At 67.4% G+C, this 26,169-nt stretch carries 19 protein-coding genes; 6 read left to right on the forward strand and 13 right to left on the reverse strand.

All coding sequences use genetic code 11. The annotated features are described in order from the left end of the window. Nucleotides 1-4 precede the first annotated feature (4 nt). Nucleotides 5-1,168, forward strand: coding sequence for an acyltransferase (locus C5E07_RS12270; protein ID WP_146080589.1), 1,164 nt, complete (start codon nt 5-7; stop codon nt 1,166-1,168). On the opposite strand, the gene C5E07_RS12275 is transcribed toward C5E07_RS12270, so the two are convergent. From C5E07_RS12275 to C5E07_RS19215, 11 genes are all read right to left on the reverse strand, one after another. After that, nucleotides 1,165-2,526 carry a hypothetical protein gene (locus C5E07_RS12275; RefSeq protein ID WP_104299647.1) on the reverse strand — a complete coding sequence of 454 codons (1,362 nt, stop codon included), beginning with the start codon at nt 2,524-2,526 and terminating at the stop codon, nt 1,165-1,167. The two genes, C5E07_RS12270 and C5E07_RS12275, sit on opposite strands and share 4 nt — an antisense overlap. A 269-nt stretch (nt 2,527-2,795) precedes the next feature. Then, nucleotides 2,796-3,674: an NAD(P)-dependent oxidoreductase gene (locus tag C5E07_RS12280; RefSeq protein WP_104242966.1), complete on the reverse strand. Its 879-nt coding sequence runs from the start codon at nt 3,672-3,674 to the stop codon at nt 2,796-2,798. A 145-nt stretch (nt 3,675-3,819) separates the two neighbouring features. Further along, nucleotides 3,820-7,080 (reverse strand): hypothetical protein, encoded by a 3,261-nt coding sequence (locus tag C5E07_RS12285; protein ID WP_104299648.1) that lies wholly within the window; start codon nt 7,078-7,080, stop codon nt 3,820-3,822. 388 nt (nt 7,081-7,468) lie between these two features. Beyond that, nucleotides 7,469-8,734, reverse strand: coding sequence for an ABC transporter ATP-binding protein (locus tag C5E07_RS12290; RefSeq protein WP_104242969.1), 1,266 nt, complete (start codon nt 8,732-8,734; stop codon nt 7,469-7,471). Next, nucleotides 8,734-9,555 (reverse strand): ABC transporter permease, encoded by an 822-nt coding sequence (locus C5E07_RS12295; protein ID WP_104242971.1) that lies wholly within the window; start codon nt 9,553-9,555, stop codon nt 8,734-8,736. Before C5E07_RS12295 ends, C5E07_RS12290 begins: the two co-directional genes overlap by 1 nt. 62 nt (nt 9,556-9,617) lie before the next feature. Then, nucleotides 9,618-10,688, reverse strand: a complete 1,071-nt coding sequence (locus C5E07_RS12300) for an NAD(P)-dependent oxidoreductase (protein ID WP_104299649.1) — start codon at nt 10,686-10,688, stop codon at nt 9,618-9,620. A 97-nt stretch (nt 10,689-10,785) separates the two neighbouring features. Next, on the reverse strand, nt 10,786-12,027 hold the full coding sequence (locus C5E07_RS12305; protein WP_104299650.1) for a hypothetical protein: 1,242 nt from the start codon (nt 12,025-12,027) through the stop codon (nt 10,786-10,788). Next, complete coding sequence (locus C5E07_RS12310) at nt 12,024-13,250, reverse strand: acyltransferase (protein WP_104299651.1); 1,227 nt, start codon at nt 13,248-13,250, stop codon at nt 12,024-12,026. The genes C5E07_RS12305 and C5E07_RS12310 overlap by 4 nt, the downstream gene beginning before the upstream one ends. Nucleotides 13,251-13,345: 95 nt before the next feature. Continuing rightward, nucleotides 13,346-16,501 carry a rhamnan synthesis F family protein gene (locus C5E07_RS12315; RefSeq protein ID WP_181057992.1) on the reverse strand — a complete coding sequence of 1,052 codons (3,156 nt, stop codon included), beginning with the start codon at nt 16,499-16,501 and terminating at the stop codon, nt 13,346-13,348. Nucleotides 16,502-16,595: 94 nt separating this feature from the next. Then, nucleotides 16,596-17,222 carry a hypothetical protein gene (locus tag C5E07_RS12320; protein WP_104242981.1) on the reverse strand — a complete coding sequence of 209 codons (627 nt, stop codon included), beginning with the start codon at nt 17,220-17,222 and terminating at the stop codon, nt 16,596-16,598. Between the two features lie 73 nt (nt 17,223-17,295). Next, on the reverse strand, nt 17,296-19,005 hold the full coding sequence (locus C5E07_RS19215) for a rhamnan synthesis F family protein (protein WP_181057994.1): 1,710 nt from the start codon (nt 19,003-19,005) through the stop codon (nt 17,296-17,298). 94 nt (nt 19,006-19,099) lie between these two features. Here C5E07_RS19215 and C5E07_RS12330 point away from each other — a divergent pair, with 94 nt between their 5' ends. Then, complete coding sequence (locus C5E07_RS12330) at nt 19,100-20,143, forward strand: glycosyltransferase (protein WP_104299653.1); 1,044 nt, start codon at nt 19,100-19,102, stop codon at nt 20,141-20,143. A 90-nt stretch (nt 20,144-20,233) separates the two neighbouring features. Here C5E07_RS12330 and rfbA read toward each other — a convergent pair whose 3' ends face one another. Together rfbA and C5E07_RS12340 are read right to left on the reverse strand one after the other, a co-directional pair. Continuing rightward, nucleotides 20,234-21,094: a glucose-1-phosphate thymidylyltransferase RfbA gene (gene rfbA / locus C5E07_RS12335; RefSeq protein WP_104242985.1), complete on the reverse strand. Its 861-nt coding sequence runs from the start codon at nt 21,092-21,094 to the stop codon at nt 20,234-20,236. A gap of 2 nt (nt 21,095-21,096) precedes the next feature. Beyond that, nucleotides 21,097-21,711, reverse strand: a complete 615-nt coding sequence (locus tag C5E07_RS12340; RefSeq protein WP_068479667.1) for a dTDP-4-dehydrorhamnose 3,5-epimerase family protein — start codon at nt 21,709-21,711, stop codon at nt 21,097-21,099. A 111-nt stretch (nt 21,712-21,822) separates the two neighbouring features. Here C5E07_RS12340 and C5E07_RS12345 point away from each other — a divergent pair, with 111 nt between their 5' ends. From C5E07_RS12345 to C5E07_RS12360, 4 genes are all read left to right on the forward strand, one after another. Then, nucleotides 21,823-22,764, forward strand: a complete 942-nt coding sequence (locus C5E07_RS12345; RefSeq protein WP_104299654.1) for a glycosyltransferase — start codon at nt 21,823-21,825, stop codon at nt 22,762-22,764. 123 nt (nt 22,765-22,887) lie between these two features. Beyond that, the gene (gene rfbB / locus C5E07_RS12350; RefSeq protein ID WP_104299655.1) at nt 22,888-23,871 is read left to right on the forward strand and encodes a dTDP-glucose 4,6-dehydratase; all 984 of its coding nucleotides are present in this window, start codon (nt 22,888-22,890) and stop codon (nt 23,869-23,871) included. After that, entirely contained in the window at nt 23,868-24,767 is a 900-nt protein-coding gene (gene rfbD, locus C5E07_RS12355) for a dTDP-4-dehydrorhamnose reductase (protein WP_258063366.1), read from the forward strand. Before rfbB ends, rfbD begins: the two co-directional genes overlap by 4 nt. Further along, a complete protein-coding gene (locus C5E07_RS12360; RefSeq protein WP_104299656.1) occupies nt 24,767-25,924 on the forward strand; it encodes a glycosyltransferase family 1 protein in 1,158 nt (385 codons plus the stop codon). Before rfbD ends, C5E07_RS12360 begins: the two co-directional genes overlap by 1 nt. The last annotated feature ends 245 nt before the right edge of the window (nt 25,925-26,169 follow it).

Genomic DNA, 26,169 nt, shown 5'->3' on the forward strand with positions numbered 1-26,169 from the left:
CGCTGTGACTTCTCTTCACCACACGACGGAACCCATGCGCGGACGCAAGACGTGGATGGACCTCCTGCGGGGGTCTGCGATCCTGCTCGTGATCCTGTTCCACGCCTCGGCGCTGCCGGTGATCCTGATCTTCGTGCCGCCCACTGAGTTCGTCGCCGACCTCAACACGTTCTTCGGCCCGTACCGCATGAGCATGCTGCTCGTGCTCTCCGGCATGCTGCTCGGGCGGTCGCTCTCGAAGCCGGCAGGCGTCTACTACGTCAGCAAGGTGCGGACCATCGTGTGGCCGTACCTCGTGTGGGCCGTGATCTACTGGCTTGTCTCCGGGCAGGAAGAGTGGATGGATCCGAGCGCCTGGATCGCGACGAGCTGGCTCTGGTTCCTGTTCTTCCTTGCGATCTACTACGCGGCAGCTCCCCTCCTCGCACGCGTCCGCGGGCCCCTGTTCGCGATCGTCCCCGTCGTGCTGTGGAGCTTGAGCGTGCTGCTCCCCGACGGGGACCTGACGAACCTCGCCTACTACGGCGGGTTCTTCTTCGCGGGGCACTTCGTCGCGACGTGGCGGGCGACCTTCACGCGATTCGAGACGATTCCGTGGATGCTCGGCCTCCTCGCCATCGCCGTGACCTTCAGCCTGCTGCTCGTGGCTCAGGACCACGCCTACTACTTCGGCCTCGGCGGCCACCTCGGCGTCTCCCCTGGGGGTCCTGGCGAGCTCGTCGATGCGCTCGACGGCCCCACCATAGACAACCCGACCGGCGAGGTCGCAGGTGCCGACAACGGCACCGTGATCGATCGGCTGTCCGTGCTGTGGATCCCGGTCGTCCTCGCGGGCATCGCTGGCATCATCATGTGGGTCCGCCGAGTCACGGGTGCTCTCGAGGGGCGCGGCGCTGACGCCGCCAAGTGGCTGCAGTACATCGGCCGCAACTCCGTGGTGTTCTACGTCGTCCACTACCCGACGCAGATCTGGATCACCTTCCGAATGGGTGAGGCCGGCGTCGTCGACTCGAACACGACCTTCTGGGCGTGCACGCTCGGCGCGCTCGGGATGAGCTACCTCGCCTGCTGGCTGCGCCGCTTCCGACTCTTCGATGCGTTCTTCGTCTTCCCGAAGCTTCGCAGCACCACCCCTGCTCAGCAGCCCAGGGTGACCAGCAGCCCCTAGGTGCCTGGCTGCTGCAGAACGTCGGAGCAGCGGATATCGAATTTGCGGAACTCGGGCGCCGTCTCGAACTGGTAGATCGCGGCCGGGTTCGCCTCGCAGACGGTGAGCGCCTGGCGCCATTGCGGGGTCCACGCCGCGCCTTCGTCGCGAGCGTTGTCGACCTCCGGCCACTGCATGGCGATGTAGGCGAAGAACAGCAGGGTGACCCCGAGGGCTGCGACGCGACTGAAGACGGGCAGCTTCGGACTCACTCTCGAGACGAACGCCGAGGCTGCGAAGGGAAGGCACGCAAGCGCGAACATGCCGGCTGATGCGCCGTAGCGGAGGTTGAGCAGCACCAGGAGCCAGACCTCCCCTTCGATGTCCGCGAATCTGAAGAACCAGAACGGGTTGACGATCAGGGACCCGCCGAACGTCGCGCCGGAGACCAGCAGGAGCGTGACCAGCGCGAAGCGCTCCGGATTCTTGCCGCATACCAGGGCGATGACCGCTGCGAGCGCGAAGGGGATGAGCCCGAGCCACAGGAACCAGGTGCCGTTCTCTGCGAGGTACACGGCGTTGGCCTCGACGTCCCCGTTCCAGATAGGGAGAATCGCGTTGGCGAGCCAGCCGATGATGACGTCCGCGATCTCCACGACCTCGTCAGACTCTGTCCCTCTCGGGTAGTTCAGCCAGGTGAAGACCTGCGCGCCGGCGCCCACGAGGGCGCCCACGGAGACGATGATGTGGGAGAACGTCCTGTTCCAGATGAGCCTCAGCAGCATGAAGGGCACCACGACGACCGCCTGGAACTCCGACAGCGCGCACGCCAGCGCGATGACGGCCCAGAAGATGCCCTCGCGCCTCGAGTTGATCTGGGCTACCGCGATCCACGCGACGAGCCAGAGGCAGTAGGTGTGGATGTTCGCGAGATCGCCGATGATCTCGCGGCTCAGGAGGGGGACCATCACCGGGACGATCGCCATGAGGAATCTCGCCGGCAGCCAGCGCAGGATCCCGCGCGTGAGTCGGAAGGTGCCGGCGCCCACGAAGCCGGCGAACAGCACGCAGAGGATGAAGACGCCCCTGTCGAAGTGCTCGATCGGCACGAATTCGACGAGGCCCGCCGCGAAGAGGCGCGGCAGGAAGTGCTGGTAGCCGGCGTAGGGCTGCAGGAGGGACGCGAACGTGCCGTTCTCGAGCTGCTGCCGCAGGAAGACCGGTCCGTCCTCGGCCCACAGCGCCTGCTGCTCGGCCGGGGCGATGCGAAGCCAGGTCGTGATGGTGACGACGACGAAGACCACGGCGGTCCAGAGCAGCTCGTTCCTGGTCCAGCTCGGTAGGCGACTCAGCCCCTGCTCGACCCTGCTCAGCTTCACAGCCTCTACTGCCTCTACAGCCAACGGACCCCCCCAATTATCGCGCGCACCCGTCCGACGGCAGGCCCGTTCGAGCACCGAGCCTACTGGTGCGCGTGTCCGCACTCACGAGGACGTGCCGGGGCACGTGCGCACTCCGCTCTGGACGAATGGAGCGCGTGCGCACGCAGCGCACGCGTCCCCGCCGCGCGCGGCAGGATCACGTCAGTGCGGGCAGCGGGTTCGAGCCCCCGTCAGCCCGGAGAGCCCGTCAGTGCCCGGAGAGCCCGTCAGCGCTGATCTGTGCCCTGGACCCCGGCAGCGTCCTTGGCCATGAGCTCCCGAATCACCGTGGCGTCACCGTAGATCTCGCGAGAGTCGTACGGTCGGTCGGGGAAAGCGCCGTACTGCAGCGCGATGCCGAGATCATTGTCTCGGATGAACTGCTCGACCTGCTCGCCAAGCGACACGGACGTTCCAGAGCCCACGTTGATGATCCCCGTGACCTCTTCCTGCGAGGCAACGGCTGCGATCTGGCGCCCGAGTTCGGCGACATGGATGAAGTCGAAGCGCGCGGCCCCCGAGGTGAAGGGGAACTCTCTCTTGCCATCTGCGGCGGCTTCGAGGAGCTTCGTGAAGATCGACTTGTTGTTGCGGTCGTCTCCGAAGATGTAGTACGCACGCAGCCACTGCAGGGCCACCCGGTCGCCGAAAGCGAGGGTCGAGGACTTCCGGAGCGCGTCCTTCGCGATGCCGTAGAGCGAGAGCGGGTTCGTGGGCGTCTCAGCCGAGACCATGCCCTCGTAGAAGCCGATCTCGTGCATGGACCCGAGGACCGCGAGCCGCTGCACGCCAGCCTCGGTCGCCGCTTCCAGGAACCTGAAGTGGTCGGAGAGCTTCTGCATGTGGACCGGGGCGTTGTGCGCGAATCCCGCTTCCCAGGCAAGGTGCACGACGGCCGTCGGAGCTGGCTCGAGCAGGACGGAGAAATCTGCGGATGGTGCCAGCAGATCGAACTCGACGACTCGAGCCTCGCTGTTGATCGTGGCGGCGCTCCCTGGACGGACAACGGCGGTCACCTCTTGGCCCCGTGCAACCAGTGCGTCGACCACGTGCCTGCCGATGTAACCACCGGCCCCGGTCACGAGAACCCGTTCGCTTTGCGTCATCTTCGTCCCTTCACAAGAACGGCCAGTCTAGCCGAGGCCTCAGCTCGTCCTCGTCTGACTCGGCGCTCGGGGGAAAGGCGAAGAGCCCGCCCCCCCTCACCCGGTTGGGGTGGAGGAGCGGGCTCTCGGACGCGCGCGCCCTGGCCTACTCGGCGACTGGTGCTCCGAGGCCCATGATCGAGAACAACTCGACCGAGAGGCGGAACGTCGTCGGCGGTGTGGCCTCCGGCGTGCCCTCCGTGGTCGGCGCCTCGTCGACGGTCGGAGCGGGCGACTCAGCGGCCGGTGCCTCCGAAGCCGTCTCGGTCGGCGCTGCAGACTCGGTCGGGGCAGCCGTCTCCGTCGGTGTTGCGTCCGGGTCCGTGGTCGCGGTCTCGGTTGCCTCGGCCGGGGTGGTCTCGGCTGGCGCCGTCTCGGACGGCGTAGCCGTCGGCTCCGCGAGACTCGGGTCGATGAGCGAGAGCTTGCCGCCGATCACGCGGTAGAAGCTGTCGTCAGGACCCTGCACCACCGAGCCGATGGGCTCAGCGTCGGTTGCCACGCTCAGCTTCACCCCGACTTCCGGCGCGAGTGGTGTGAACACGAGGCCGAAGGCCTCCGCATCGGCAGGGCTCGCGAACGGCACGAGCTGTCCGTCGACGCCGATGTAGGGAACGTCTCCGAGCAGAACCGCAGACGTGTACAGCGGAGCTGTGGCGCCGGTGAAGGCATCGAAGTTCGCGGCTGGGACGACCTGTGCGTTCTCGATGTCGAGGCCGATCTGAGCTGCGACATCGCGTGAGCCGAGCTGCAGCAGCTTCTCGCCGTTGACGATCCACACGCCGGTGCCCGCCTTGTTGGTGATGACATCACCGGACTCGAGTGGAACCGCAGGCTCTGCGGTCTCCGTGGGCGTCGGAGTCGCGGTCTCGCTCGGCGTCGCCGTGGCCGTCGCTGACGGCGTCTCGGTCGGCGCGGAGGTCGATGTCGCGGTCGGCTCAGGTGTGGCGGTCCCGCTCGGCTGAGGCGTGACCGTCGCCGTGGGCTCCGGCGTCGCCGACTCGGTCGGCTCGGGCGTTGCGGTCGGCTCGGGTGTCGCCGTGGGCTCGGGCGTCGCGGTGTCGTCGGGCAGAGGCCAGCCGGCCGGAGCCCCGAGGAGGGTCGATCCCGTCGGGAACGAGTCCGCGACGCTGTCGACGACCTGAAGCGAGCCGCGCTCGGGCATGCCCATGGCCACGCCGATCTCAGGCCAGCCGATGAGGCGCTTCTCGCCGTTGATGATGGCGTACCAGGCACCCTTGGCCGTCGTGATGAACTCGGTTGCAGGCTGCTGCGAGATCGGGATGACACCGCACAGCTGCGGGCTCAAGGTCTCGCTCTCGAGACCATAGGCGGCCTGGAGCTCAGCGCTGCGGTAGGGGTGCGCCTGTCCCTCGGCGGCGAGCAGCGTCTGATCGTTGCAGACGAACTGGGCGCTGTCGATGGTGTAGTCGCGCTTGGGGATGCCGTCGAACGACGCCTGCGTCATGACCTGCGCGGTGCCACCGAAGCCATAGGCCTCAGCGAGCTGCGCATTCGCGATCTTGACCAGGTGAGCGCCGTCGAGCACGTAGAGGTCGTCACTGCTCGGCGTCTTGAGCAGTGCGCCGTTGGTGATGCCGTTCCCGGTCGGGATGTCCGAGAGGGTCCCGTTCGCGACGGTGTAGACGACCTCGTCGCTTCCACGCCTCGCGGCTTCCTTCTTCGCGTCGTCCTCGCTGCCGAACTCGACACGCTCGCCGCCGACGACCAGGTTGACCTTGGATCCGTCGACTTCCTTGACCAGGTGCGCCCCCGGCGTCGAGCCGAGCTTGCTGAGACCGGAGAGGGCATCCGCTGGGACCGGCGTGAATCGACCGACGCCGTAGGCCGACGTCGCGACCTGCAAGAGGCCAGCGTCCGTGATCAGGTAGGACTTGCTGCCGTCCGAGACGAGCGACGAGTCGAGGGAACCCGAGTTCGTCACCTGCGCGAAGGCGTCGCCGAGCTTGCCCGTCACGTTGAATTCGCTGAGCTTGCGGAGCTCAGACGACACCGCGTAGCCGCGGCCCTCGTCGCCGAGGAGCATGGTCTGCGACCCGTCAAGCGGCGTCACGACGGCGCCACGGGAGAGGACCGGCTCACCGGTGGGGAGGAAGTCGAGCGCGCCGTCCTTGAGGTTGGTCACGGCGGTGTACAGACCGAAGTCGCGCAGCGCTGTGAGGCTCGAGACCTCGCGCTTGGTCTGGTTCTGCACGAGGAACACCTGGCCGTTGTCGGTCTTCACGAACGACTCGAGCGTCCAGCCGCCCTCGAACTTCTCGAGCTGCTCCTTGGTGATCTTGGCAACCTGGCCCTGCTGGAAGCCGTAGCTGGCAGCGGTCGCCCAGCCGCGGAGCTTCCACCACTTGCCGTCACTGATGTAGACCGGGCCGTCTGGGCCCTCGAGGATCTCGCCGACCCAGGTTCCCCACGGGATCCAGGACATCTCCTGGGCAGGAATCGTCTCGACTGCGCCGAGCGCCTCGGTGAAGCCCGCCACACGATCGGCCGTCAGGTGGTACCGGGTTCCGTCGGAGAGGAAGTAGACGTCGCTCGTCCCCTCAGCCTGGATCAGCGATGGCCGCTCTGCGGTGCCCTGGGCGTCTCCGAACCAGTCGGTGTACATGCGCCAGAAGTTGCGGTTGCCGTACGCGGAGCATCCATCGCCCTCGCCGTACATGTTCGAGAGCGCTGCCTGGTTCGGCTGGTACGGCGTGTAGTTGTAGAGGCCGGCCGTCGCGTAGTTGGAGATGTAGACGGCGGACGAGCCACACGCGAAGTTGGGGTTGTAGAGCACATTGTTCGTTGCGAACGGGATGTGGTTGAAGCTGTACGGGTTCGCCTTGTAGTACTGGAACTGTCGTGCCGCGTTGTAGACCTGGTAGAAGAATCCGCCGTAGCTCGCGTCGCACGGCGCCGTGTCCGGGCAGCCGAAGCCGGTGGCCGCCGCGAGGCGCCCCAGCGTCGGGCTCGACATCGAGACCAGGCTCTGCTCCTTCTCCAGGAGGACGAGCATGGCCTTGGCGCTGAAGTTGCACGCCTGGCCGACCTTGGCGATGATGTTCGCCGCCGACTCTCCCCCGGGGGCACCCGGGTACGCGCTGCAGTAGGAGGTGGCTGGCATCGACGGCGTCGACTGCGTGTAGTTGCGCAGGGCGGTCGAGGAGCTCGAGCCGTTCTTCGAGACGAGGAACTGCTGCACCTCGGCTGCGGTCATCGCGGAACCGTCGTAGAAGTTCTCATCGCTGATGATGTTGCCGGGGTCGAACGACGACCCAGCAGCGGACGCCGTCTCAGCGCCGAACTCCTGAGGTGCTACCGCTTGGAAGGCAAGCAGGCCCGCAGCGGCTGCTGCCGCCGTGGCCACAATGGCAATTGTTCTGCGAAACATGAGTTCCCTACGCGTCGAAAACCGAGGAGCCGGTCGGGTCGTAGTGAGACGACACGCTCAGCAGTTTCCAAGTATGCACACATGGGCCACAAAAGACCACAGCCGTCGCTCCTTTCACATGAGTCACATATGTCACACCTGACCCAGGAAAACAGGACGCGAAGCCCGGCAATCCGCGGAACTCGCCGCGCACGAGGTCGCCACGCCCGCGGCGACACGCCGAGCAAGAAATCCGGGCAATTTCTGCAACATGCACTATGGCGGCCTTCCGCGAAGGCCGACAGGACCGAACAGCGAGACGCGGCCCCGCTCCCCCGGATGAATCCGAGCAAGCGGGGCCGCGTCCGAGCACCCGGGCTTCGACCTACGTTCGGTCGTCCGCCACACGATGCGCGGCGAGCGTTTCGGGGGGTCCGGAGACCTCGCCGGAGTCGACCACATGCGCGCCGAACTTCGAGTCGAGCGTCATCAGCCCACCGGATTCGAACGGAGTCCCGGGCCCGACGTTGAACGTGACCGCACGCTGCCACGCATCGAAGGTCTGCACGCAGTCGTAGTCCTGAATAGATGCACTCAGCTGAAAGGCGCCAGGCCTCATCGTGATGCGTGGGATCTCGATATCGATCGACCCGGTGCCAGGCCCGATCGAGTCAGGCACGAAGCCGCCGTCGAGGCCGTGGTTGCCCCAGACGAAGACGCCCTCGACGTGGTCGATGGAAGCTCCGAACACTGGCCGGGGGATGCGCTCCTCGGCCTTGTAGTGGAGGCGGATCACTGCCCGGTCACCCGTGCGGAAGCTCCGAGTGTCACCCCGATCGTCCGACAGCATCTCCATCTTCGTGATCTGCGCCTCACCCGTCCCGAAGCGAGTGCCGCCCTGCTCGACGTCGACGGCCCCGTGCTCGCGGTTCGAGTACTCGTCGATGATGTCGCGCGCGACCCCGACCGCCTGCAACTCGCCATGGCTCAGCCACGCGGCCTCGTCACAGAACGTGCGCATCTGCTCGAGCCCATGCGAGACGACGACAACCGTGCGTCCCTCGCGCTTGAGCTCCGCGAACTTCTCCATGCACTTCTCCTGGAACTGCATGTCGCCGACGGCGAGCACCTCGTCCACGAGCAGCACATCCGGCTCGACGTGGATCGAGACGGCGAAGCCGAGACGCACGTACATGCCGGAGGAGTAGTTCTTCACCGGCTGATCGATGAACTGCTCGACCCCGGAGAAGTCGACGATGGAATCGAACTTCCGATCGATCTCCTGCTTGTTCATGCCGAGGATCGATCCGTTGAGATACACGTTCTCGCGTCCGGAGAGCTCCGGGTGGAATCCAGACCCCACCTCGAGCATCGCAGCGAGACGCCCGCGCGTCTCGATCTTGCCCTGGTTCGGCGCGAGGATCTTGGCGATGCACTTCAGCAGCGTCGACTTGCCTGAGCCGTTGTTCCCGAGCAGCCCGAAGGTCTTGCCTTCGGGAATCTCGAGTGAGACATCGCGCAGAGCCCAGAAGTCCTCGTACTTGGAACGGTAGCCCTGCAGCACGGTGGCCTTGAGCGACTGGTTGCGGTCGTGATGCACGCGGAACGTCTTCGAGACGTTGTCGACGCGCACTGCCGGAAGTCCGGTCATCAGAGCTCCTCCACGATTCGGTTCTGCTTCGCTCGGAAGACGAAGATGCCCGCGAGCAGCATGATCGCCGCCCATGCGGTGATGGTCAGCCATGTGCCGACAGACGGCACCGCGAAGTCGTACAGCACGGAGCGATACGCCTCGAGGAACTGGTGGGCCGGGTTGAGCTCGAAGACCGCCATGAGCGGGACCGGCTGCCCGAAGATGTTCCAGCCATCTGTCGTGAGCTTGTCCTGCGCCTGCTGGACCAGCGACGCCGGGAAGACGACACCGCTTGCGTAGAACCACACCTGGTTGAAGATCGTCCAGAGGTACTGCACGTCGCGGAAGTAGACGACCGCGACGGACAGCATCAGGCCGATGCCCAGCACGAACATGGCCGTGAGCGCCACGATGGGGATGAGCAGGAGCACGACGATGAGCAGCTTCGGGCCACCCGCGATGCCCATCAGCAGTGCAAGCACCAGGAGTTCGATCGCGAACGTCGTCGTGAGCGAGAGCACGCTCGAGGTGACGAGCACGTGCCGCGGGAAGTAGACCTTGGTGAGCAGCCCGATGTTGGCCATGAGCGCGCTCATCGCGCCCATGATGCCGCCCGAGATGAAGGTCCACGGGATGATGCCGCAGGCCACCCAGAGCGCGTAGTTCTGCAGGCCGGAGTTGGTCCCGACGTGCGGCTCGGCGACGAAGAGCAACCCGAACACGACAGAGAAGATCGCGATCTGCGCGAGCGGGTTCACCAGCGACCAGATGCGCCCGAGCGCCGTCCGGTTGTACTGCGAGCGGATCTCGCGCAGGGTGAGGTTCAGCAGCAGCCCCATAGTGGGGTACCTTGCGCCGAAGCGAGCGACCAGGTTCGGTCGCTCTCTGAGCTGGGTCTCTGCTATTTCTGCACCTCTTGATCGATCCACTGACATAACTCGACAACTCCAGCATCCACCATGGTCGACGGCGCCCAGTCGAGGGCGGCCTTCGCCGAGTCGATCTCGCACGACGCGTGCCGCACGTCCCCGTTCCGGTACCTGCCGTTGATGGCAGGAGAGGGGGCTCCGTAGTGCGCTGCGATGAGCTCGGCGAGGCGCAGGATCGACGTGCCCTCCCCCGACCCGATGTCGTACGGCGCCGAAGCCGAGGCGCTCGCCTGCTCGGCGGGCACGAGGACGCCACGCACGAGCGCGCTCGCCACGTCGTCGATGAACACGAAGTCCCTGACGATCTCACCGTCCTCATACACGGGGATCACCTCGTGCGCCTTCGCGCGCTGCGCGAAGAACGAGACGATGCCGGTGTACGGGTTGATGAGCGACTGCCCCGGACCGTAGACGTTCTGCAGGCGGAAGAGCACCGGAGCGACCCCCATGGCAAGGCACCACGAGGTCAGGATGTGCTCCTGCGCCAGCTTTGTCGCCCCGTAGACGCTGGTCGGGTTCGGCGTCACGCGAGACGAGACGAACGGAAGCGGTGTGAGCCCCGGGAAGTCCCACTGGCCGGCGGCGAGCATCGCGTCGCTGCGCTGTCCGGGGTAGGAGATCTCACCTGCCGCGTCGCTCCACGCGCCTTCTCCGTACACGGCGCGACTGGAGGTGAGGACGATTCGCTCGGGGAGCTTGTCGGCGCGAACGAACGCGTCGAGCATCTCCGTGGTGCCGACGACGTTGGTCGCCGCGTGCCTTGTCGCCTCGGTGAGGGACTGGCCCGTGCCGGTCTCGGCGGCGAGGTGGATGACCACGTCGGGTGCCGCGTCTGCGACGAGCGCATCCCACATCGCGGCGTCCGTGACATCCCCGTGCACGAACTCGACCCGTTCGTCGAGTGCGGCGGGACGAGTCGGGTGCGGATGCACCTGCGGGTGGAGGCTGTCGACCGCGATCACGCGCTCGAAGTGCGCCGGCAGGAGCGCCGAGAGCGCCGTGCCGATGAAGCCTGCACCTCCCGTGACCAGGCAAGTGCCCATTTTCACGTCTCTTTCTGTCGCTGAAGCGCCAGCCTAGCTGGCCGCAGTCCGGGACCAAGGATAACGACAGGGCCGCGCCCCGCCCTGAGCGGACCGCCTACTCGGGAAGCACGGGAACGAAGTTCAGGTGCCGCTCCGTGATCTCGTAGATGACCACGTCGGGTTGGAACTCAGCCGCCTCGCCGAGCACGTCGACTCTCGCGTTCGGGTCGTCGAAGGAATGGCGGATCTGCTTCGTGCTCGCGAACCCCGCCTGCCAGCCGGCAGCGATGTTGCTCCCCTGACTGTCCCTGAGCACGAGGGCCTTCAGATCGCTCTGCGGACTCTCCGTCACCGTGGTGGCCGGAAGCAGGAGCATGTCGAGCCCCACATTCGTCGTCATCTCCTCGGTCGAGCCATCGGCGAACGACACGCTCATGGGAGAGGCAGAGGCCTCGAGCGACGGGATCATCGTCGGCACGTCGAGCGAGGGAAGACCGAACGCCTCGAATTCGCTCGAGACGACCACTGGCTCGAGCTCGGAGAAGTCGAGAGGCGCAAGCGGCTCGTACTTGGCGTCCACGGAGCCGAGGCAGTCGGCGAGCGTCGCCCACCCGACGGCGCCGCCGAACGGGGTCCAGTGGCTGTTGCGCTTCGCGTAGACGTCTCCATCGACGGCCGCGTCTCGCAGCGGCTGACGCGTGTCCATGATCGGCAGATCGGGATAGGCGTCATGCAGGTGGTCGAGGTTCGTCGGGCCGCGCAGCTCCTGCGCCCAGCCCGGCAGCTCCTCCGGCAGGACGGCCCAGTCAGCTGGCACGACCTGGATGATGAGGTCCGTTCCCTGCTGGGCCAGCTGAGCCTGCACGGTCCGGAAGTAGCTCGCCCACTCCTCGGCCTCCTCCTGACCCAGGTAGCTGCGCCCGAGAGCCTGGGAGAAGTTGTTGGCCTGCTCGTCTCCCCAGAACACCCAATCGTCGTTGCCCTCGACATAGGAGTGACCGCCGGCCGGCAGGGCGCCCATGTTCTCTTCGAATGCCGCCTCGCTCGCATCCGCGTTCTCCGCAGACCACGGATCCCCCGTGACGGGGTTCGCCAGGGTGGGCGCGCAGGTCTCCTGGGGCAGCGCGAACGCGGCCGATGCCGGCCCCTGCTCGGGCGGCAGGGCATCCGCCGCAGCAAGCGTCTGCTGGGTGATGCGTCCGCTGATGACGGCGATCAACGCGCAGACGAGGAGGAGTATGAAGGGAATCAGCCGAACCCTGTGCCACCGCTGGGCCCAGGTGACGCGCCCCTGCTTCGACGGCGGCTCCTCGAAGCCGCTCTCCGGCCTCAGACTCCCGGGCCCCGTGCTCGTCATGCTTCGCTCCTGACCTGCTCTGCGCGCTCAGCGCGCACGCGCTTCGCGAAGTTGCTCGACGAGTAGTCGACGTTCACGAGTCGCGCCTTGACCCGGTCGAGCGGGGGCCTGCAACGATCCATGACCCACGTGAGCCAGCGAGGAGTCCAGTTCTTGAGGCTCATCGCCGGGCTCTCGATGACGTGCCAGGAGATGTACGCGCAGACGTGGGCGCCGATCGCGATGACGAGGTGATAGACGAGCCAGCCCGCATTCTGCAGGCCGAAGTAGGCGCCGAACTGCATGAGCGGCCAGGCGAAGATGTAGATCCCGTACGAGAAGTCGCCGTGCTTCTCCCAGTTGTTGAGCTTCGGGGTGCGGATCGCGAACCACATGAGGAAGTACATGAGGAAGTACTGCCCCCACATGTTCCACCCGCCGTAGTTGTAGGCGAAGAACGCGACTCCGATCGCGAAGACCGCGAGCCGATCGTCGATCACGATCTTGTCGCCGAAGAAGGCGAAGAGCATCCCGAAGGCGAACGGCGCGAAGAACATCGCGTTGAAGGGGTTCGTCATGAACGGGCTGATCGACAGCATGTCGACCCACCCGCTCCAGGTCAGCGCGTTCACGAGGATGAGGGCCAGGGCGATCAGTCCGCCGACGATGCGGTTCGACAGGACCCCGAACAGGCCGAGGAAGCCGATCATGATGTACGCCCGGAATTCGTACATGAGGGTCCACGCCGACCCGTTCCAGTCGTAGCCCCCGAGCGTCGCGAACGGCAGGCTTCCGCCCATCTCCGCGATGTTGCGCTGACCGAGGTTCAACCACATGTTGTTGATGAAGTACGTGAACGGCGACTCCGTCGATGCGTCCCAGAAGCCGGCCATGCTCCCGGTCTCCCGGTGCCACGCGATCGGGGCGAGAATGAACGCCGTCGTCAGCAGGGCGAGCCAGAAGGCGGGGAAGATGCGCAGGACGCGGCGCCAGAAGAAGCGGAAGATCGTCGACTTTCCCTGACGGCTCTTCGTGATCAGGAATCCGGAGAAGAAGAAGAAACCCGCGACAGCCACGCCACCCAGCGACTGCTCTGTGGAGAGCTGGGACCCGAGGTCGTGACCACCGTAGAAGCCCCCCAGGGGACCAGCGTGAGCGAAGATGACGGCGAAGGCCAGGAACCAACGGAGGAAGCCGATGCTGTTCGCGCGCGGGTCGAACGCCTGTTGAAGCGTGAGCGGCATAAGTGCTTTCGAGGTCAGATCCCAGGACGGGTGCTACGGATGATGACATTGATAGTAGCTGGCCCGCATTCTGGACGGCACCAACCAGCACCGCATCAGGAGGGGCGTCCACCGCCCGCCGAGCGCACCTGCGCGTACACCTTCCGGGCCACAGCGTACGCAGGGCGCAGTGCTCGCGCCGAAGCCGGGTTCTGCTCAGCCACGTATCGCTTCAACGCGCCGAGCGGAGAGGGCGCGACACCTGGACCGCCACCGAGCACGTCGGAAAGATACGGGACCTGCTCGATCGCGTGACCGTACGGCACGAACGACGCGAGCTCCTGCAGCTTGTACTCGAGGAACGTGTGGCTGATGGCCGCCATCCTGGTGTTCATGACGGTCCGCGTGTGGAAGCCCTCACCGTGCGCGGCGTAGCTCACGATGCGCTCGAGCACATGCGCGAGGGTGCCGTCCTGGTACCCGCTCTCACCGGGGAAGTCATCCCAGGTGAAGCCCGCGTCCACGATGGGCCGCAGTGCTTCTCGGCGCGCGATGAACATCGAGCCGTACGGCGAGACGGGGGTGGAGTCGTCGAGTGGCGTCGAGACGCCCAACTGCCTGAGCAGCTTCCCGGCGGGGCCCTTGTTGAGGAACCAGGCGTGTCCGAGCGTCGGATAGCCCATGTGGATGACCGGAGGGAAGACCATTCCGAGCGTGCCGTGTTTCTGGAACAGCGCGAAGAGGTTCGCAGCGTACCCCTCGCTCGGAAGGAGGTTCTCCAGCAGGTGGCGCTTGAACCACTGCCCGGCATTCCATCCGTCCTGGACGCTCTTCTTGCCGTGGATCTTGACGATGAACTCGTACCGCTCGTCGCGCAGCACATCCGCGCAGCCGACGAAGAACGCCGAGATGTCGCGGCCCCGGTTCGACTCGACGAGGCGGACGTCGCTCCGGTCCCCCCAGCCGCGACGCGCGACGGCCTCGCGGATGGCGGCCCGCTTCGTCTCGTCCGTGGTCGTCACGTACAGGTCGACCTCCCCGGGCACACGAGCGGCGTGATCGACGATCTCGTCGATGAGCTCGTCGTAGTAGAGGTGCGCGACCACGGCGGTCCGCCCGAGCTGCGTGCGCTCGAGGAGCTCCCGCCCCGTGGCGTCGCGCTCCTCCAGATCGGGGAGGATCTCAAGCAGGGAGAAGTTCGTGTGCAGCACGCGCGGCTTCGCGCTGCGCACCACGTTCGACCAGATGAGGTCCATCGGGAAGCCCGCGCGCTCCAGACGATCCGTGACGTCGCGACCGATGATCGCCTGCCTGTCCAGGTAGTCCGGGTCGTGGAAGAAGATGCGTCGCTTCAGGATCGGCAGACGGTCGTCGAGCATGAGCGAGATGTTGTCGAAGATCGGGTGCTGAGACGGGTAGTCCTCCGAGGGGAAGGCCAGCTCGTAGACGAAGCCCAGGCTCGCGAAATAGCTCGTGAACCGGCCCTCGTGACGGTCGATGGAGTCGAAGTACGACGTGATCATCGGCATGTCCGCCCAGTACTCGCGGTACTCGTCCGACAGGAACATGTCTCGTCGCACGGCGATCCAGTGCGACTGGATGTGCCCGGCCATGCTGCCGACGCCGTGGTGCGGGTGGGGGGTCACGGCCTCGTGGCTCGTGATACCCCAGAAGTCGACGTCCTGGGCATCCATTCGGTCGAACATCTCACCGAACGGGAAGATGGGCCCGAAGAACGTGTAGTTGAGGAGGATGAGCTCGTCGTATTCCGCGAGTCGATCCCATCCGAAGTGCTCCTGCGCCTCCTTGTACCCCCACACGTCGAAGCCCTTGTTCTCACGCTCGAGAACCGTGTCCGCGACCGTGGCGAGCCGCGCCTTGCCCTCGTCCGAGATGGGCGAGTTCGAGACGACGAAGATGTGCTCGACGTGCTCACGAAGCGCCGTCAGCTTGTGGAGGACGTAGTCGTCGACCTGCCCCTCCGGGTCGAAGAAGAGGTAGAACGCCACGCGCCTCGGCGTCTTGCCCTGCAGCCGCGCATCTTCGCGAGGCCGACCGGCGGCGACGAGCGGCATGGGCGTGTTCACGATCTCCGGACGAATGCTGACAACCCCAGCCTCGTGCACGGCTGCCCCGTCCCCGGCGCCTGCGCCCCGACGGCTCTTGAGCGCGACCCTTGCGCCGGCCCTCACGAGGGAGCCGATGCCCGAGGCGACCTTCTTCCCGGCACGGACGGTCTTGGCGACTGGGCGCGCTGCTCGCCGCGCACCATTGACGACGGGCAGCGCGACCTCGGCGACCGTGTGCAGCACGTCGAGCGACTGGAGCACATCCCGCTGCTGCTGCTCGAGCTTCGCGATCTCGAGGAGGAGAGCGACCTTCGTCACCTCCAGTGCCTCGGCCTGCTTGAGCTGAGAGACCTGCGAGAACTCGCTCGCCTGTCGCCTCGACTCCGCAGACGAGCGCTCCATATCCTCGAAGAGGCTCGTCACGAGCAGCGAAGGGCCGATCCCCCCGCCCCCGTCGAGCGCCTTGCGCAGGTAGCGGTCTCGGATGATCGTGCCGTAGTCGGAGTGCTCGTCGGCAGCGATGACGACGCTGTTCCCGTCAGGGCCGAGCGACGCGAGCCGCTGATGCCAGAACGCGAGCGGCTCGCCGCTGATGAAGCCGACGGTGTGCCTGGTCAGAAGCCTGAGCAGGAAATCCCAGTCCGCGAGCACGGGCAGCGAACCGTCGAACTCGCCGACCTCGAGGTAGGCGCTCCTCCGGAACAGGAACGAGATCGGCGGCACCGTGCTGCGTCGCATGGTGCCGATGAGCGTGACCGCGTGAGCGTCGTCGGCGAGCACCTCGCGCGACTCCTCGATGACCGTGTCGCCCTCGACACGCTCGAAGACGACCTCAGTGCGCGTCGCGACTCCGGCGTCCTCGGCGTGCGCGTCGAGGTAGTCCACCGTCTTCTGCAGGAAGTCGGGAGCCCAGCTGTCGTCGTCGTCGTGCAGCACCAGGTAGTCGGCATCCGAGTCCCGGAACCCGTCGTTCATGGCCGCCTCGCGACCGTTCGAGACGACGTTGGTGACCACGCGAAGACGTCCCGCCGCGCGCTCCAGGAACGGCTCGAGCAGCGCATCGAGCGCCTCGGCATCGCCGGCATCGTTGACGACGACGAGCTCGAAGTCAGCGAACGTCTGCGAGAGCACGCTGTCGAGGGCCCGACGCAGCAGGAGCGGACGGTTCTTCGTGCGGGTGGCGACGGTGACGCGAGCTGTCATGAGCATTCCCCTTTGGTAGCGGCCACCGATCAGATTAGCTGCAGCTCGCCGATCCGATGGCCGACCGGGAGCCCGCCGCACCACGAGCTCGGAGTCAGGTGACGGTGACCGTCATCGGAGCGCTCACGCCACTCCCAGCTGGACCCTCGTACTGCATGACCGCTTCCCAATCACCGGGGGTGATCGACTCGTCGCGGAGGTTCACGATGCAGCTCGAGGCATCGGTGCCGGCCGAGGTCGGAGCGGCCGCCGACGCCGTCGCGACGAACGTCACCGGCCCGTTCTTCAAGACGAGCGTGCAGGTCCCGCCCGGTTCCGTGGCGGACACGAGCGCTGCAGCTGAGATCACGCGCTGGTCCGGGACCCAGTAGGCACGACTCAGCGACACCTGAACCGCGGACGCCTCGGCGTCCGGGTCTGGGGCCGCGGTCTCGGTCACCGTGACCGTCGGGCCAGGGGTGGCCGTGACGATGAGCGTCTCCGGGACCGCCACCTCGGTCGCCTGGGGCAACGTCGTGACGGGGGCAGTGTTGTCTGGTGGGGCCTGCTGCCCGAGCGGGTTCATGAGCACGAACACGATCGCGGCGATCGCCACGGCCGCCGCGATGAGGAGGCCGATGATCAGCCCTCGCCCGGTGCCACGGCGCTCGGCCTGGCTCTCCAGCTCTTCGAGCTCGTCAGGGTCGTACTGCCCGCCGAGCGGCGTCTCGCCGTTGCTCATCTGCCACCTCCAGTCGCAGACACGGTACCCCGCCGGAGGCCGGGGCCTCCTGATGCCGCGCCGCGGGGCGCGGTCAGCGCAGGCGCGCCAGCAGACCCTTGGCGTCAGCGGCGAGGCGTCGGAGCGGCTCCTCGAGCGCGGGCAGACGACGGAACACGGCTGCGGCGACCCGCGTGAGGCCGCTGCCGCCGGGCCGGCGAGCGCGCGCAAGACGGTGCGGTGCTCGCACGTCCGAGCCGAACTCGGCCACGAGATCCTCGTACTTCGCGGCGAGCAGCGCGTAGTCGCTCGCGAGGCCATCGGCGGTCTCCGCCTCGGAGACCGCGAACCCGGCGTCGAACACGAGGCGGCTCGCGACCAGGTCGAGGAGCGTCGCGAGCTCCCCCTCCGGGAAGCGCGCCTCGAGCGGCGCGTAGCCGAGCGAGCCGAGGGCTCCCGCGAGCGGTCGGAGCGCATCCACCCGATACGCCGCGAACCCCGCGTACGGAGCGATCGGAGCGTTCGGATCGAGCGGTGCATCCGCACCGAGCGTCGCGGCGAGCAGAGCGGCCCTCGTGCGGGTGCCGCGCCAGCCGTCACCGAGCAGTCCGGTCCCGATGGGCGGCGCCACCGGCACCACCATCCCCAGGCTGGCATGGTCGGCGAACTCCCACGCGAGCGGTTCCGCTCGCTCGAAGATGACCCTCCTGCCCCGCTGGCGGGCCAGCATCGAGGCGCTCGCCGGAGCCGAGCGCACCGAGTCCGCGGCCGCCGACTCGACCAGCAGCAGGTCGGCGTCCAGCAGCCGCTCGTCGCCGCCGGCGAGCCTGCGCCAGAAGTCGCCGCGGACGATGCGCACGTGCAGACCCGAGATCGTCGCCGACTCGTCGCCGCTCGCCGCGTCTCGAAGCCACTCGTGCGTGAGCGCGGTCGATGCGCGCCGCAGCACCCGAGGGCCAGCCCCGACGCCGCCGGCGAGCACCCGACTCGGCGCGAACCGCGCCGTCCCCTCGACGAGCACGTCGACGGGGAAGCCCCGTCGCTCGAGATCGAGGGCGACGTCCCGAGCCGAGACCCCGCGGTGGTCGAGCTCGACGGGGTCGTGGAAGAACACGCGGCGCTTCACGAGGGGCGACCCCGCCTCGAGCAGCAGCAGCGGGGTCTCGAGGCTGGCATTGGCGACGGGTGTCCCGTCCACCCGGAAGTTGCTTGCCGGGAACTGCGCGCCGACCGAGAAGCCGCGCTCCGCGAAGAACGGGGAGAAGCGCGCCTCGTGGTGCCGCACCGAGTCGTCGTACGACCGGATCTCGGGCATCGACGCCCAGTACTCGGCCCACGCGTCGCTCACCACGACGTCCCTCCGCACGGCGATCCAATGGGACTGCAGGTGCGATGGCAGGGTGCCGCGTCGCGTGTACGGGTCCGGGGTGAGCTCCCCGTGCTCCGTCACACCCCACACGTCGTGCCCCGCGGCATCCGCCCACGCGAACGTCTCGGCGAAGTCGACGACGGGCCCGAAGAAGGTGTAGTTCGCGAGCACGACTTCGTCGAACGCCGCGAGCCGCTCCGGACCGATCTCCTCGAGCGCAGCGCGATAGCCGCCGACATCGAAGCCCTCGTTCGGCCGCTCGAAGACCCTGTCGGCGACGGAGGCCAGCGACTCGCGCGAAGCGTCGGTCACCGAGCCGTTCACGACGACGAAGAGCTCGCTGGCGTGCCCGCGCAGGCCCCGCAGCGCCCGGAGCACACCCGCGTCGGCGAGACCAGCCCGGTCGAAGAGCAGGTAGATGACAAGTCGATTCATAGTCTCGGGCGGCCGCTGCGGCCGACTCCTCCCCTGAGCGCGTGCAGACTCGTGCCAAGCTAGCACCACAGCGCACCGAGACAGAGGAGAGCAGATGCCAGCTTCGCGACTCGTCGCCGAACGCCGCCAGGAGGATGCCCGCGAGCAGCGACTCGGAGACGCCCCCGTCACCGCGGTCGTGTGCACCCACAACGGCGAGCAGTTCCTCGAGCAGCAGCTGCAGAGCATCCTCTCGCAGAGCCACCCCGTCGCCGAGGTCATCGTCTCCGACGACGCCTCGAGCGACGGAACGCTCGAGATCGCGCGCCGCGTGCTGGAAGCCTCCGACCGCGCATTCCGCATCTACACCCGCGACGAGCCGCTGCGGGTGAGCGCGAACTTCGCATTCGCGCTCGGCGAGGCCCGCACCGAGTACCTCGCCACCAGCGACCAGGACGACGTGTGGCACCCCAAGAAGGTCGAGCACCTCCTCGCCGCCCTCGTCGGCGACGACCAGGCCCTGCTCGCGCACTCCGACGCACTCCTCGTCGACGAGGACGGCGAGCCCATCGGCGGCACTCTCCTCGAATCGCTCGAGATCACCGACGCCGAATGGCGCGACTACGAGAACGGGCGGCAGCTCGAGGCGCTCACCGCCCGCAACTTCGTGACCGGCGCCACCATGATGCTGCGCGCCTCCCTCGTCTTCCGAGCCGGCAACGCGCCAGAGCCGTGGATCCATGACGAGTGGCTCGCGACGACGGCGGCCCTCGTGAACGGACTCCGCGTCGTGCGAGAGCCCCTCATCGACTACCGGCAGCACATCGGCAACCAGATCGGGCAGACCGCACCCACCCTGCGGGTGAAGATCGCGCAGGCCACCAAGGACGGCTCCGCCGACCAGCTGCGCCGCTACCGCCGCGCCGTGGCGCTCCTGCGTCGCGTCAGCGAGCTCGGCGGCACCCCGGAGCAGGAGGCGCACGTGCGGCGCAAGGTCGCGCACGAACGACAGCGGCTCGAGCTGCCGGCTTCGCGCATCCGTCGGCTCCCCCGCGTCCTCAGGTGGACCCTGCGGGGTCGCTACGCGAACTACTCGCGCGGGAGCTACGACATCGCCCGCGACCTCTTCCAGTCGTTGCGGGAGCGCGACGAGCGCTGACCGCGAGCGTCACGCGAATGCCGAGCGTGGCGCCAACGACGAAGGCCGTGACCCCGAGGGGCCACGGCCTTCACCGGCAAGCGGGGCTCGCTACGCGAGGAGCCCCTGCATGTAGCGTCCGTATCCGCTCTTCTGCAGCGGCTTCGCGAGCTCCGCGAACTCCGCGTCGTCGATCCAGCCGGCGCGCCACGCGATCTCCTCGATGCAGCCGATCTTGAAGCCCTGACGGTCCTCGATCACGCGAACGTACTCGCTCGCCTGCATCATCGACTCGAACGTGCCGGTGTCCAGCCACGCCGTGCCACGGTCGAGCACCTGCACCTGCAGCTTGCCCGCATCCAGGTACGCCGAGTTGACGCTCGAGATCTCGAGCTCGCCCCGCGCGGAAGGCTCCACGTTCTTCGCGATCTCGACCACGTCGTTGTCGTAGAAGTAGAGGCCGGGCACCGCGTAGTTCGACTTCGGCACCTCCGGCTTCTCCTCGATCGACACGGCCTTGTTGTGCTCATCGAACTCGACGACGCCATACGCGACCGGGTTCGACACGTGATAGGCGAAGATCAGGCCGCCGTCGAGCACGTTGTTGCCGCGCAGCGACGAGCCGAGTCCAGAGCCGTGGAAGATGTTGTCGCCGAGCACCAGCGCGACCGAGTCGTCGCCGATGAACTCCTCGCCGATGATGAACGCCTGCGCGAGCCCATCCGGCGATGGCTGCACGGCGTACTCGATGCGCATCCCGAGCTGCGAGCCGTCACCCAGCAGGGCGCGGAACTGCTCGTTGTACTCGGGCGTCGTGATGATCAGCACCTCGCGGATGTCCGCCATCATGAGCGTCGACAGCGGGTAGTAGATCATCGGCTTGTCGTAGATGGGCATGAGCTGCTTCGAGATGCCCTTGGTGATCGGCCACAGACGCGTGCCGGAGCCGCCGGCCAGGATGATTCCCTTCATGGCTACGCACCCGCCTTCGCGCTGAGCTCCGCGTAGTAGGCGCGGGCCTCTTCCCAGCTGGGGAGGAGACCGGACGCGGCCGCCTCGGCAAGCGAGGGGGCATCCGTGTCCTTCGGGGAGAGCAGCAGCTCGCCGGCCTCCTCCGGGAAGCGGAGGTCGACGTCCTTGTCGAGCGGGTTGATGCCGTGCTCGCGCTCCGCGTGGTAGGTGTCGGTGACGAGGTAGCTGACCGTCGCGTCATCCGTGAGTGCCACGAACGCGTGGCCGAGACCCTCGGACAGGTAGATGGCCTTGCGGTCGACGTCGTCGAGACGCACCGAGTCCCACTCGCCGAACTTCGGCGAACCCGTGCGGATGTCGATGACGAAGTCGAGCACGGCTCCGCGCGTGCACGTCACGTACTTGGACTGGCTCGGCGGAATGTCCGCGAAGTGGATGCCACGGACCACACCCCGCGTCGACACCGAGGTGTTCGCCTGCTTGAGGTCGATCGAGTGCCCGACAGCTTCTGCGAGCTTGTCGAAGCGGTACCACTCCAGGAACACGCCGCGGTCGTCGCCGAACTGCTTCGGCGTGATCTCGTAGCTGTCTGGGATGCTGAGTTCGCGAATCTCCATGCCGAGGAGTCTAGTGCGGCACGGAATGCGAATGCTCGCCGACCCACTCGGCCATACTTGAACGCTGGAGAACCGCCGCGGTAGAACGCGTATAGAGAAGAGGAATACGGGATGCACACCAACGCCGAGCCGCGCACGCCGCCGCGCGTCGCCGTCCTCCTCGCGACCCACATGGGGAAGCCCTACCTCGACGAGCAGCTCGACTCGATCCTCGACCAGGCCGGCGCCGACCTCCACGTATACGTGTCCGACGACGGATCGACGGACGGCACCCTCGAGCTCCTCGCGGAGCGCGCCGCCGCCGACCCCCGCATCACGATCCTCTCCCCCGAGACCTTCGGCGCCCCCGCACCCAACTTCTTCCGCCTGCTCACCACGATCCCCATCGAGGAGTACGACTACGTCGGCTTCGCGGACCAGGACGACGTGTGGATGCCCGCCAAGCTCGAGCGCCACATCCGGCTCCTCGGCGAGGGCCGCGCGGACGGCATCTCCTCCAACGTCACCGCATTCACCGAGGACGGCACGCGCATCCTCATCAAGAAGGACTACCCGCAGCGCCTCGCGGACCACCTCTTCGAGACGCCCGGCCCCGGATCGACGTTCCTCCTCACCGAGCGATTCGCGCGGCTCGTCGCAGACCAGCTCGACAACGCGGACTCCCCAGCGCGCACGGCCTTCGCCCACGACTGGCTCATCTACGCGCTCGCCAGATCGGCCGGGCTCCGCTGGATCATCGACGGCGAGTCGACCGTCGACTACCGCCAGCACGTCGCCAACGCGGTCGGCGCCAACACCGGCCTCTCGCAGGCGTGGAAGCGCCTCAGACTCACCTCGAACCGCTGGCACCGCGGGCAGGTGCAGCTGACGGTCGAGGCGTGCATCCACGTCGCCTCCCCCGAGGAGCTGCCGAGACTGCAATGGCTGCACGAGATCCTCGCCGAGTTCACGTATCGGGACGCGCTGCGGCTCGTGCGACGCTGGCGGCAGCTGCGACGCCGGCCACGGGACCGCGCGGCACTCGCCACCCTCATCACGACGGGACTGTGGTAGCTCGACGAAGGGCCGCGCTAGAGTAGCTCCGACTGCGCGCGGGTCGCACTGCGCCAGTCGAACCGCACAACCATCGGCAAATTTCCATCGGCACAGCCCGGCCGACGATTGAACAGGACAGGTATGAAACTTCTCGTGACCGGCGGGGCCGGCTTCATCGGCTCGAACTTCGTGCGCCGCGCGCTGCAGGACCAGTACGAGGGTCTGGAGGGTGTCGAGGTCGTCGTGCTGGACAAGCTGACCTACTCCGGCAACCTCGAGAATCTCGCACCCGTCTCCGACTCCGAGCGGTTCGCGTTCGTCGAGGGCGACATCACCGACGACGTCGTGCTCGACGAGTGGATCCCGAAGGTGGATGCGGTTGTCCACTTCGCCGCAGAGTCGCACGTCGACCGCTCCGTGCGCGACGCCTCCGTGTTCATCGAGACCAACGTCGTCGGCACGCAGAAGCTGCTCGACGCAGCCCTGCGCCACGAGCTGCCCCGCTTCGTGCACGTCTCCACCGACGAGGTCTACGGCTCCATCGAAGAGGGAAGCTGGAGCGAGACGTTCCCGCTCGAACCCAACTCGCCCTACTCGGCATCCAAGGCGTCCTCCGACCTCATCGCGCGCTCGTACCACCGCACGCACGGCCTGAACGTGTCGATCACGCGGTGCTCGAACAACTACGGCCCGTACCACTTCCCCGAGAAGGTCATCCCGCTCTTCGTCACGAACCTCATCGACGACAAGCACGTTCCGCTCTACGGCGAGGGCAACAACATCCGCGACTGGCTGCACGTGGACGACCACTGCCGCGGTATCGCGATGGTGCTCGTCGGCGGAAAGGCCGGCGAGATCTACAACATCGGCGGCGGCACCGAGCTCACCAACAAGGAGCTCACGCAGCTCCTCCTCGACGCGACCGGCAAGGACTGGTCCTACGTGGACCGCGTGCAGGACCGCCTCGGCCACGACCTGCGCTACTCGGTCGACATCTCCAAGATCCAGCGCGAGCTGGGTTACGAGCCCAAGGTTCCGTTCGAGCAGGGCCTGGCTGACGTGGTGCAGTGGTACCGCGACAACCGCACCTGGTGGGAGCCGCTGAAGGAGCGCGCTGCCCTGTGACCGATTCGACGTCTGTCCCCGCCACGGCATCCGCACCTGCGGTTGCCGCACGGTTCCTGATCACGGGTGCATCCGGGATGCTCGGCCGTGACCTCCAGCGCGCCCTCGCGGGCCGCGAGGTCACGGCTCTGGATCGCGCCGCGCTCGACATCACCGACCCCGCAGCGGTCGAGGCCGCTGTGGCGGGGCATGACGTCGTCATCAACGCCGCCGCCTACACGAACGTGGACGGAGCGGAGACCGACGAGGCGACCGCCTTCGCGGTCAACGCGACGGGCCCCGGTGTGCTCGCGGCTGCCGCCGCGAAGCACGGCGCGCGGCTCGTGCACGTCTCCACCGACTACGTCTTCCGCGGCGACGCCGCGTCCCCGTATGCGGAAGGCGCCGAACACGACCCGATCTCCGCCTACGGTCGCACCAAGGCCGCCGGCGAGAAGGCCGTCCGCGACGCACTGCCGGACGCCTCCTACATCGTGCGCACGGCCTGGCTCTACGGGGCAGACGGCCCGAACTTCGCGAAGACGATGGCCCGCCTCGCGGCGACCAAGCCCGAGGTCTCCGTCGTCTCCGACCAGCTCGGACAGCCCACGTATTCGGCGGACCTCGCGGCGCAGATCGTCGCGCTCGTCGACTCGGGCGCTCCTGCCGGCACCTACCACGGGACAAACGCCGGCATCGCCTCCTGGTACGACTTCGCGAAGGAGATCTTCCGCCTCGCGGGCTTCGACCCCGAGAACGTCAAGGAGACGGACAGCAGCGCGTTCGTCCGTCCCGCCCCTCGCCCCGCGTACTCCGTCCTCGGCCATGACGCCTGGGCGAACGCGGGAGTTCCACCCATGCGGCCCTGGCTCGACGCGCTCGAGGACGCTGCCGCGCAAGGAGTCCTCAGAGCCTGATGGTTACCCTTCGTGTTCTCCTCGACCGCGCCGCCGATGAGCGTCCAGGCGGCACCCGCCGCTACAGCGAAGAGCTCGGACGCCAGCTCATCACGCGTGCGCCCCGCGGCTGCGACGTCGAGGCGATCATTCCCCGGCGCACCCGCGACGAGGTCGCGCTCCTCGAGGAGCGGGTCCCCGGCCTGACGAGCGTCGTCCAGGCCCCTCTGCGCCCGGAACGCCTCGAGTCCTCCTGGTCACGCGGGCTCCTGACGAACACCGTCGGCGGCGGCTTCATCCACAGCTTCACTCCCCTCGCGCCCATGCGCGACATCTCGCTCAGCCAGGGCATCGACCAGACGGTCGTCACCTGGCACGACATGACCGCGTTCACCCATCCGGAGCTCATCAGCTCGCACACCGTGAAGCACCAAAAGGCGCTCCTGCGTCGTGCGTTCCGCTACGCCAGCGGCATCGTCGTGCCGACGAACGCCGTCGCCGACCAGGTCATCGAGCACTTCGACTTCGGTGACCGCGTGCGCGTCATGAGCCCGGCCGCAGCTGCGAGCATCCGCCTCCCCGAGTCCGAGGGAGCTGGGGACGCGATCGCCGACACGCTCGGATTGCCGGACGAGTACGTGCTGACCCTGGCATCGCTGCACAAGCGCCACGGCCTCGCCCAGCTCATCAAGGCCCTGGACGACAAGGAACTCGCCGGCGTCACGCTTGTCGTCGTCGGTCCGACAGAGCGCGGAGAGGTCACGCTCGACGGCCTCGTCAGCGCCTCCGGCGTGGCCCCCGAGCGCGTCGTCTCCGTCGGCGTCATCAGCGACGAGCAGCTCGCCGTCGCCCTCCAGCGCGCCAGCGCCCTGGTCGTGCCCAGTCTCAGCGCAGGGTTCGGACTGCCCATCATCGAGGCCTTCAAGTTCGGCACCCCCGTCATCACCTCCGACGACCCAGCGCTCGTCGAGGTCGGCCTCGACGCCACCCTCGTCGTGGAACGCGGCGACGGACTCGCTGACAGCGGCTACCCCGAGCGCCTCGCCGGTGCCATCGCGGGAGTGCTCGGCGACAGCGACCTCGAACGACGACTCCGCCTCGCCGGCAAGGACCGCGGCGGCATGTTCTCGTGGGAGATCGCCGCCGACCAGGTCTGGAACTTCCACGCAGACCTCTAGGCGCGACGCCGCTCCCTCGGCACGGTAGGTCTCTCGCGCCAGCACCCCTCGGCACAGCAACGTCTCCGGATGACAACGTCTCGGGATGGGTTTCACGCCCGCGGATGGCTTGCAAGCCATCGGGAGGCGTGAAACCCATCCCGAGCCTGCAGCGGCGACGACCGGCGATCGCGCGCGCCAACATCTCGGCACAGCAACGCCTCGGGATGGGTTTCACGCCCGCGGATGGTTTGCAAGCCATCGGG

The sequence above is a fragment of the Pseudoclavibacter sp. RFBJ3 genome, assembly GCF_002931375.1.
Lineage (GTDB): Bacteria > Actinomycetota > Actinomycetes > Actinomycetales > Microbacteriaceae > Pseudoclavibacter.

What these genes read in the sequence shown, in the direction of transcription:
- C5E07_RS12280 (WP_104242966.1), bottom strand. Translation starts at nt 3,674, where the DNA reads ATGACGCAAAGCGAACGGGTTCTCGTGACCGGGGCCGGTGGTTACATC.
- C5E07_RS12290 (WP_104242969.1), bottom strand. Translation starts at nt 8,734, where the DNA reads ATGACCGGACTTCCGGCAGTGCGCGTCGACAACGTCTCGAAGACGTTC.
- C5E07_RS12295 (WP_104242971.1), bottom strand. Translation starts at nt 9,555, where the DNA reads ATGGGGCTGCTGCTGAACCTCACCCTGCGCGAGATCCGCTCGCAGTAC.
- C5E07_RS12300 (WP_104299649.1), bottom strand. Translation starts at nt 10,688, where the DNA reads ATGGGCACTTGCCTGGTCACGGGAGGTGCAGGCTTCATCGGCACGGCG.
- C5E07_RS12305 (WP_104299650.1), bottom strand. Translation starts at nt 12,027, where the DNA reads ATGACGAGCACGGGGCCCGGGAGTCTGAGGCCGGAGAGCGGCTTCGAG.
- C5E07_RS12310 (WP_104299651.1), bottom strand. Translation starts at nt 13,250, where the DNA reads ATGCCGCTCACGCTTCAACAGGCGTTCGACCCGCGCGCGAACAGCATC.
- C5E07_RS12315 (WP_181057992.1), bottom strand. Translation starts at nt 16,501, where the DNA reads ATGACAGCTCGCGTCACCGTCGCCACCCGCACGAAGAACCGTCCGCTC.
- C5E07_RS12320 (WP_104242981.1), bottom strand. Translation starts at nt 17,222, where the DNA reads ATGAGCAACGGCGAGACGCCGCTCGGCGGGCAGTACGACCCTGACGAG.
- C5E07_RS19215 (WP_181057994.1), bottom strand. Translation starts at nt 19,005, where the DNA reads ATGAATCGACTTGTCATCTACCTGCTCTTCGACCGGGCTGGTCTCGCC.
- C5E07_RS12330 (WP_104299653.1), top strand. Translation starts at nt 19,100, where the DNA reads ATGCCAGCTTCGCGACTCGTCGCCGAACGCCGCCAGGAGGATGCCCGC.
- rfbA (WP_104242985.1), bottom strand. Translation starts at nt 21,094, where the DNA reads ATGAAGGGAATCATCCTGGCCGGCGGCTCCGGCACGCGTCTGTGGCCG.
- C5E07_RS12340 (WP_068479667.1), bottom strand. Translation starts at nt 21,711, where the DNA reads ATGGAGATTCGCGAACTCAGCATCCCAGACAGCTACGAGATCACGCCG.
- C5E07_RS12345 (WP_104299654.1), top strand. Translation starts at nt 21,823, where the DNA reads ATGCACACCAACGCCGAGCCGCGCACGCCGCCGCGCGTCGCCGTCCTC.
- rfbB (WP_104299655.1), top strand. Translation starts at nt 22,888, where the DNA reads ATGAAACTTCTCGTGACCGGCGGGGCCGGCTTCATCGGCTCGAACTTC.
- C5E07_RS12360 (WP_104299656.1), top strand. Translation starts at nt 24,767, where the DNA reads ATGGTTACCCTTCGTGTTCTCCTCGACCGCGCCGCCGATGAGCGTCCA.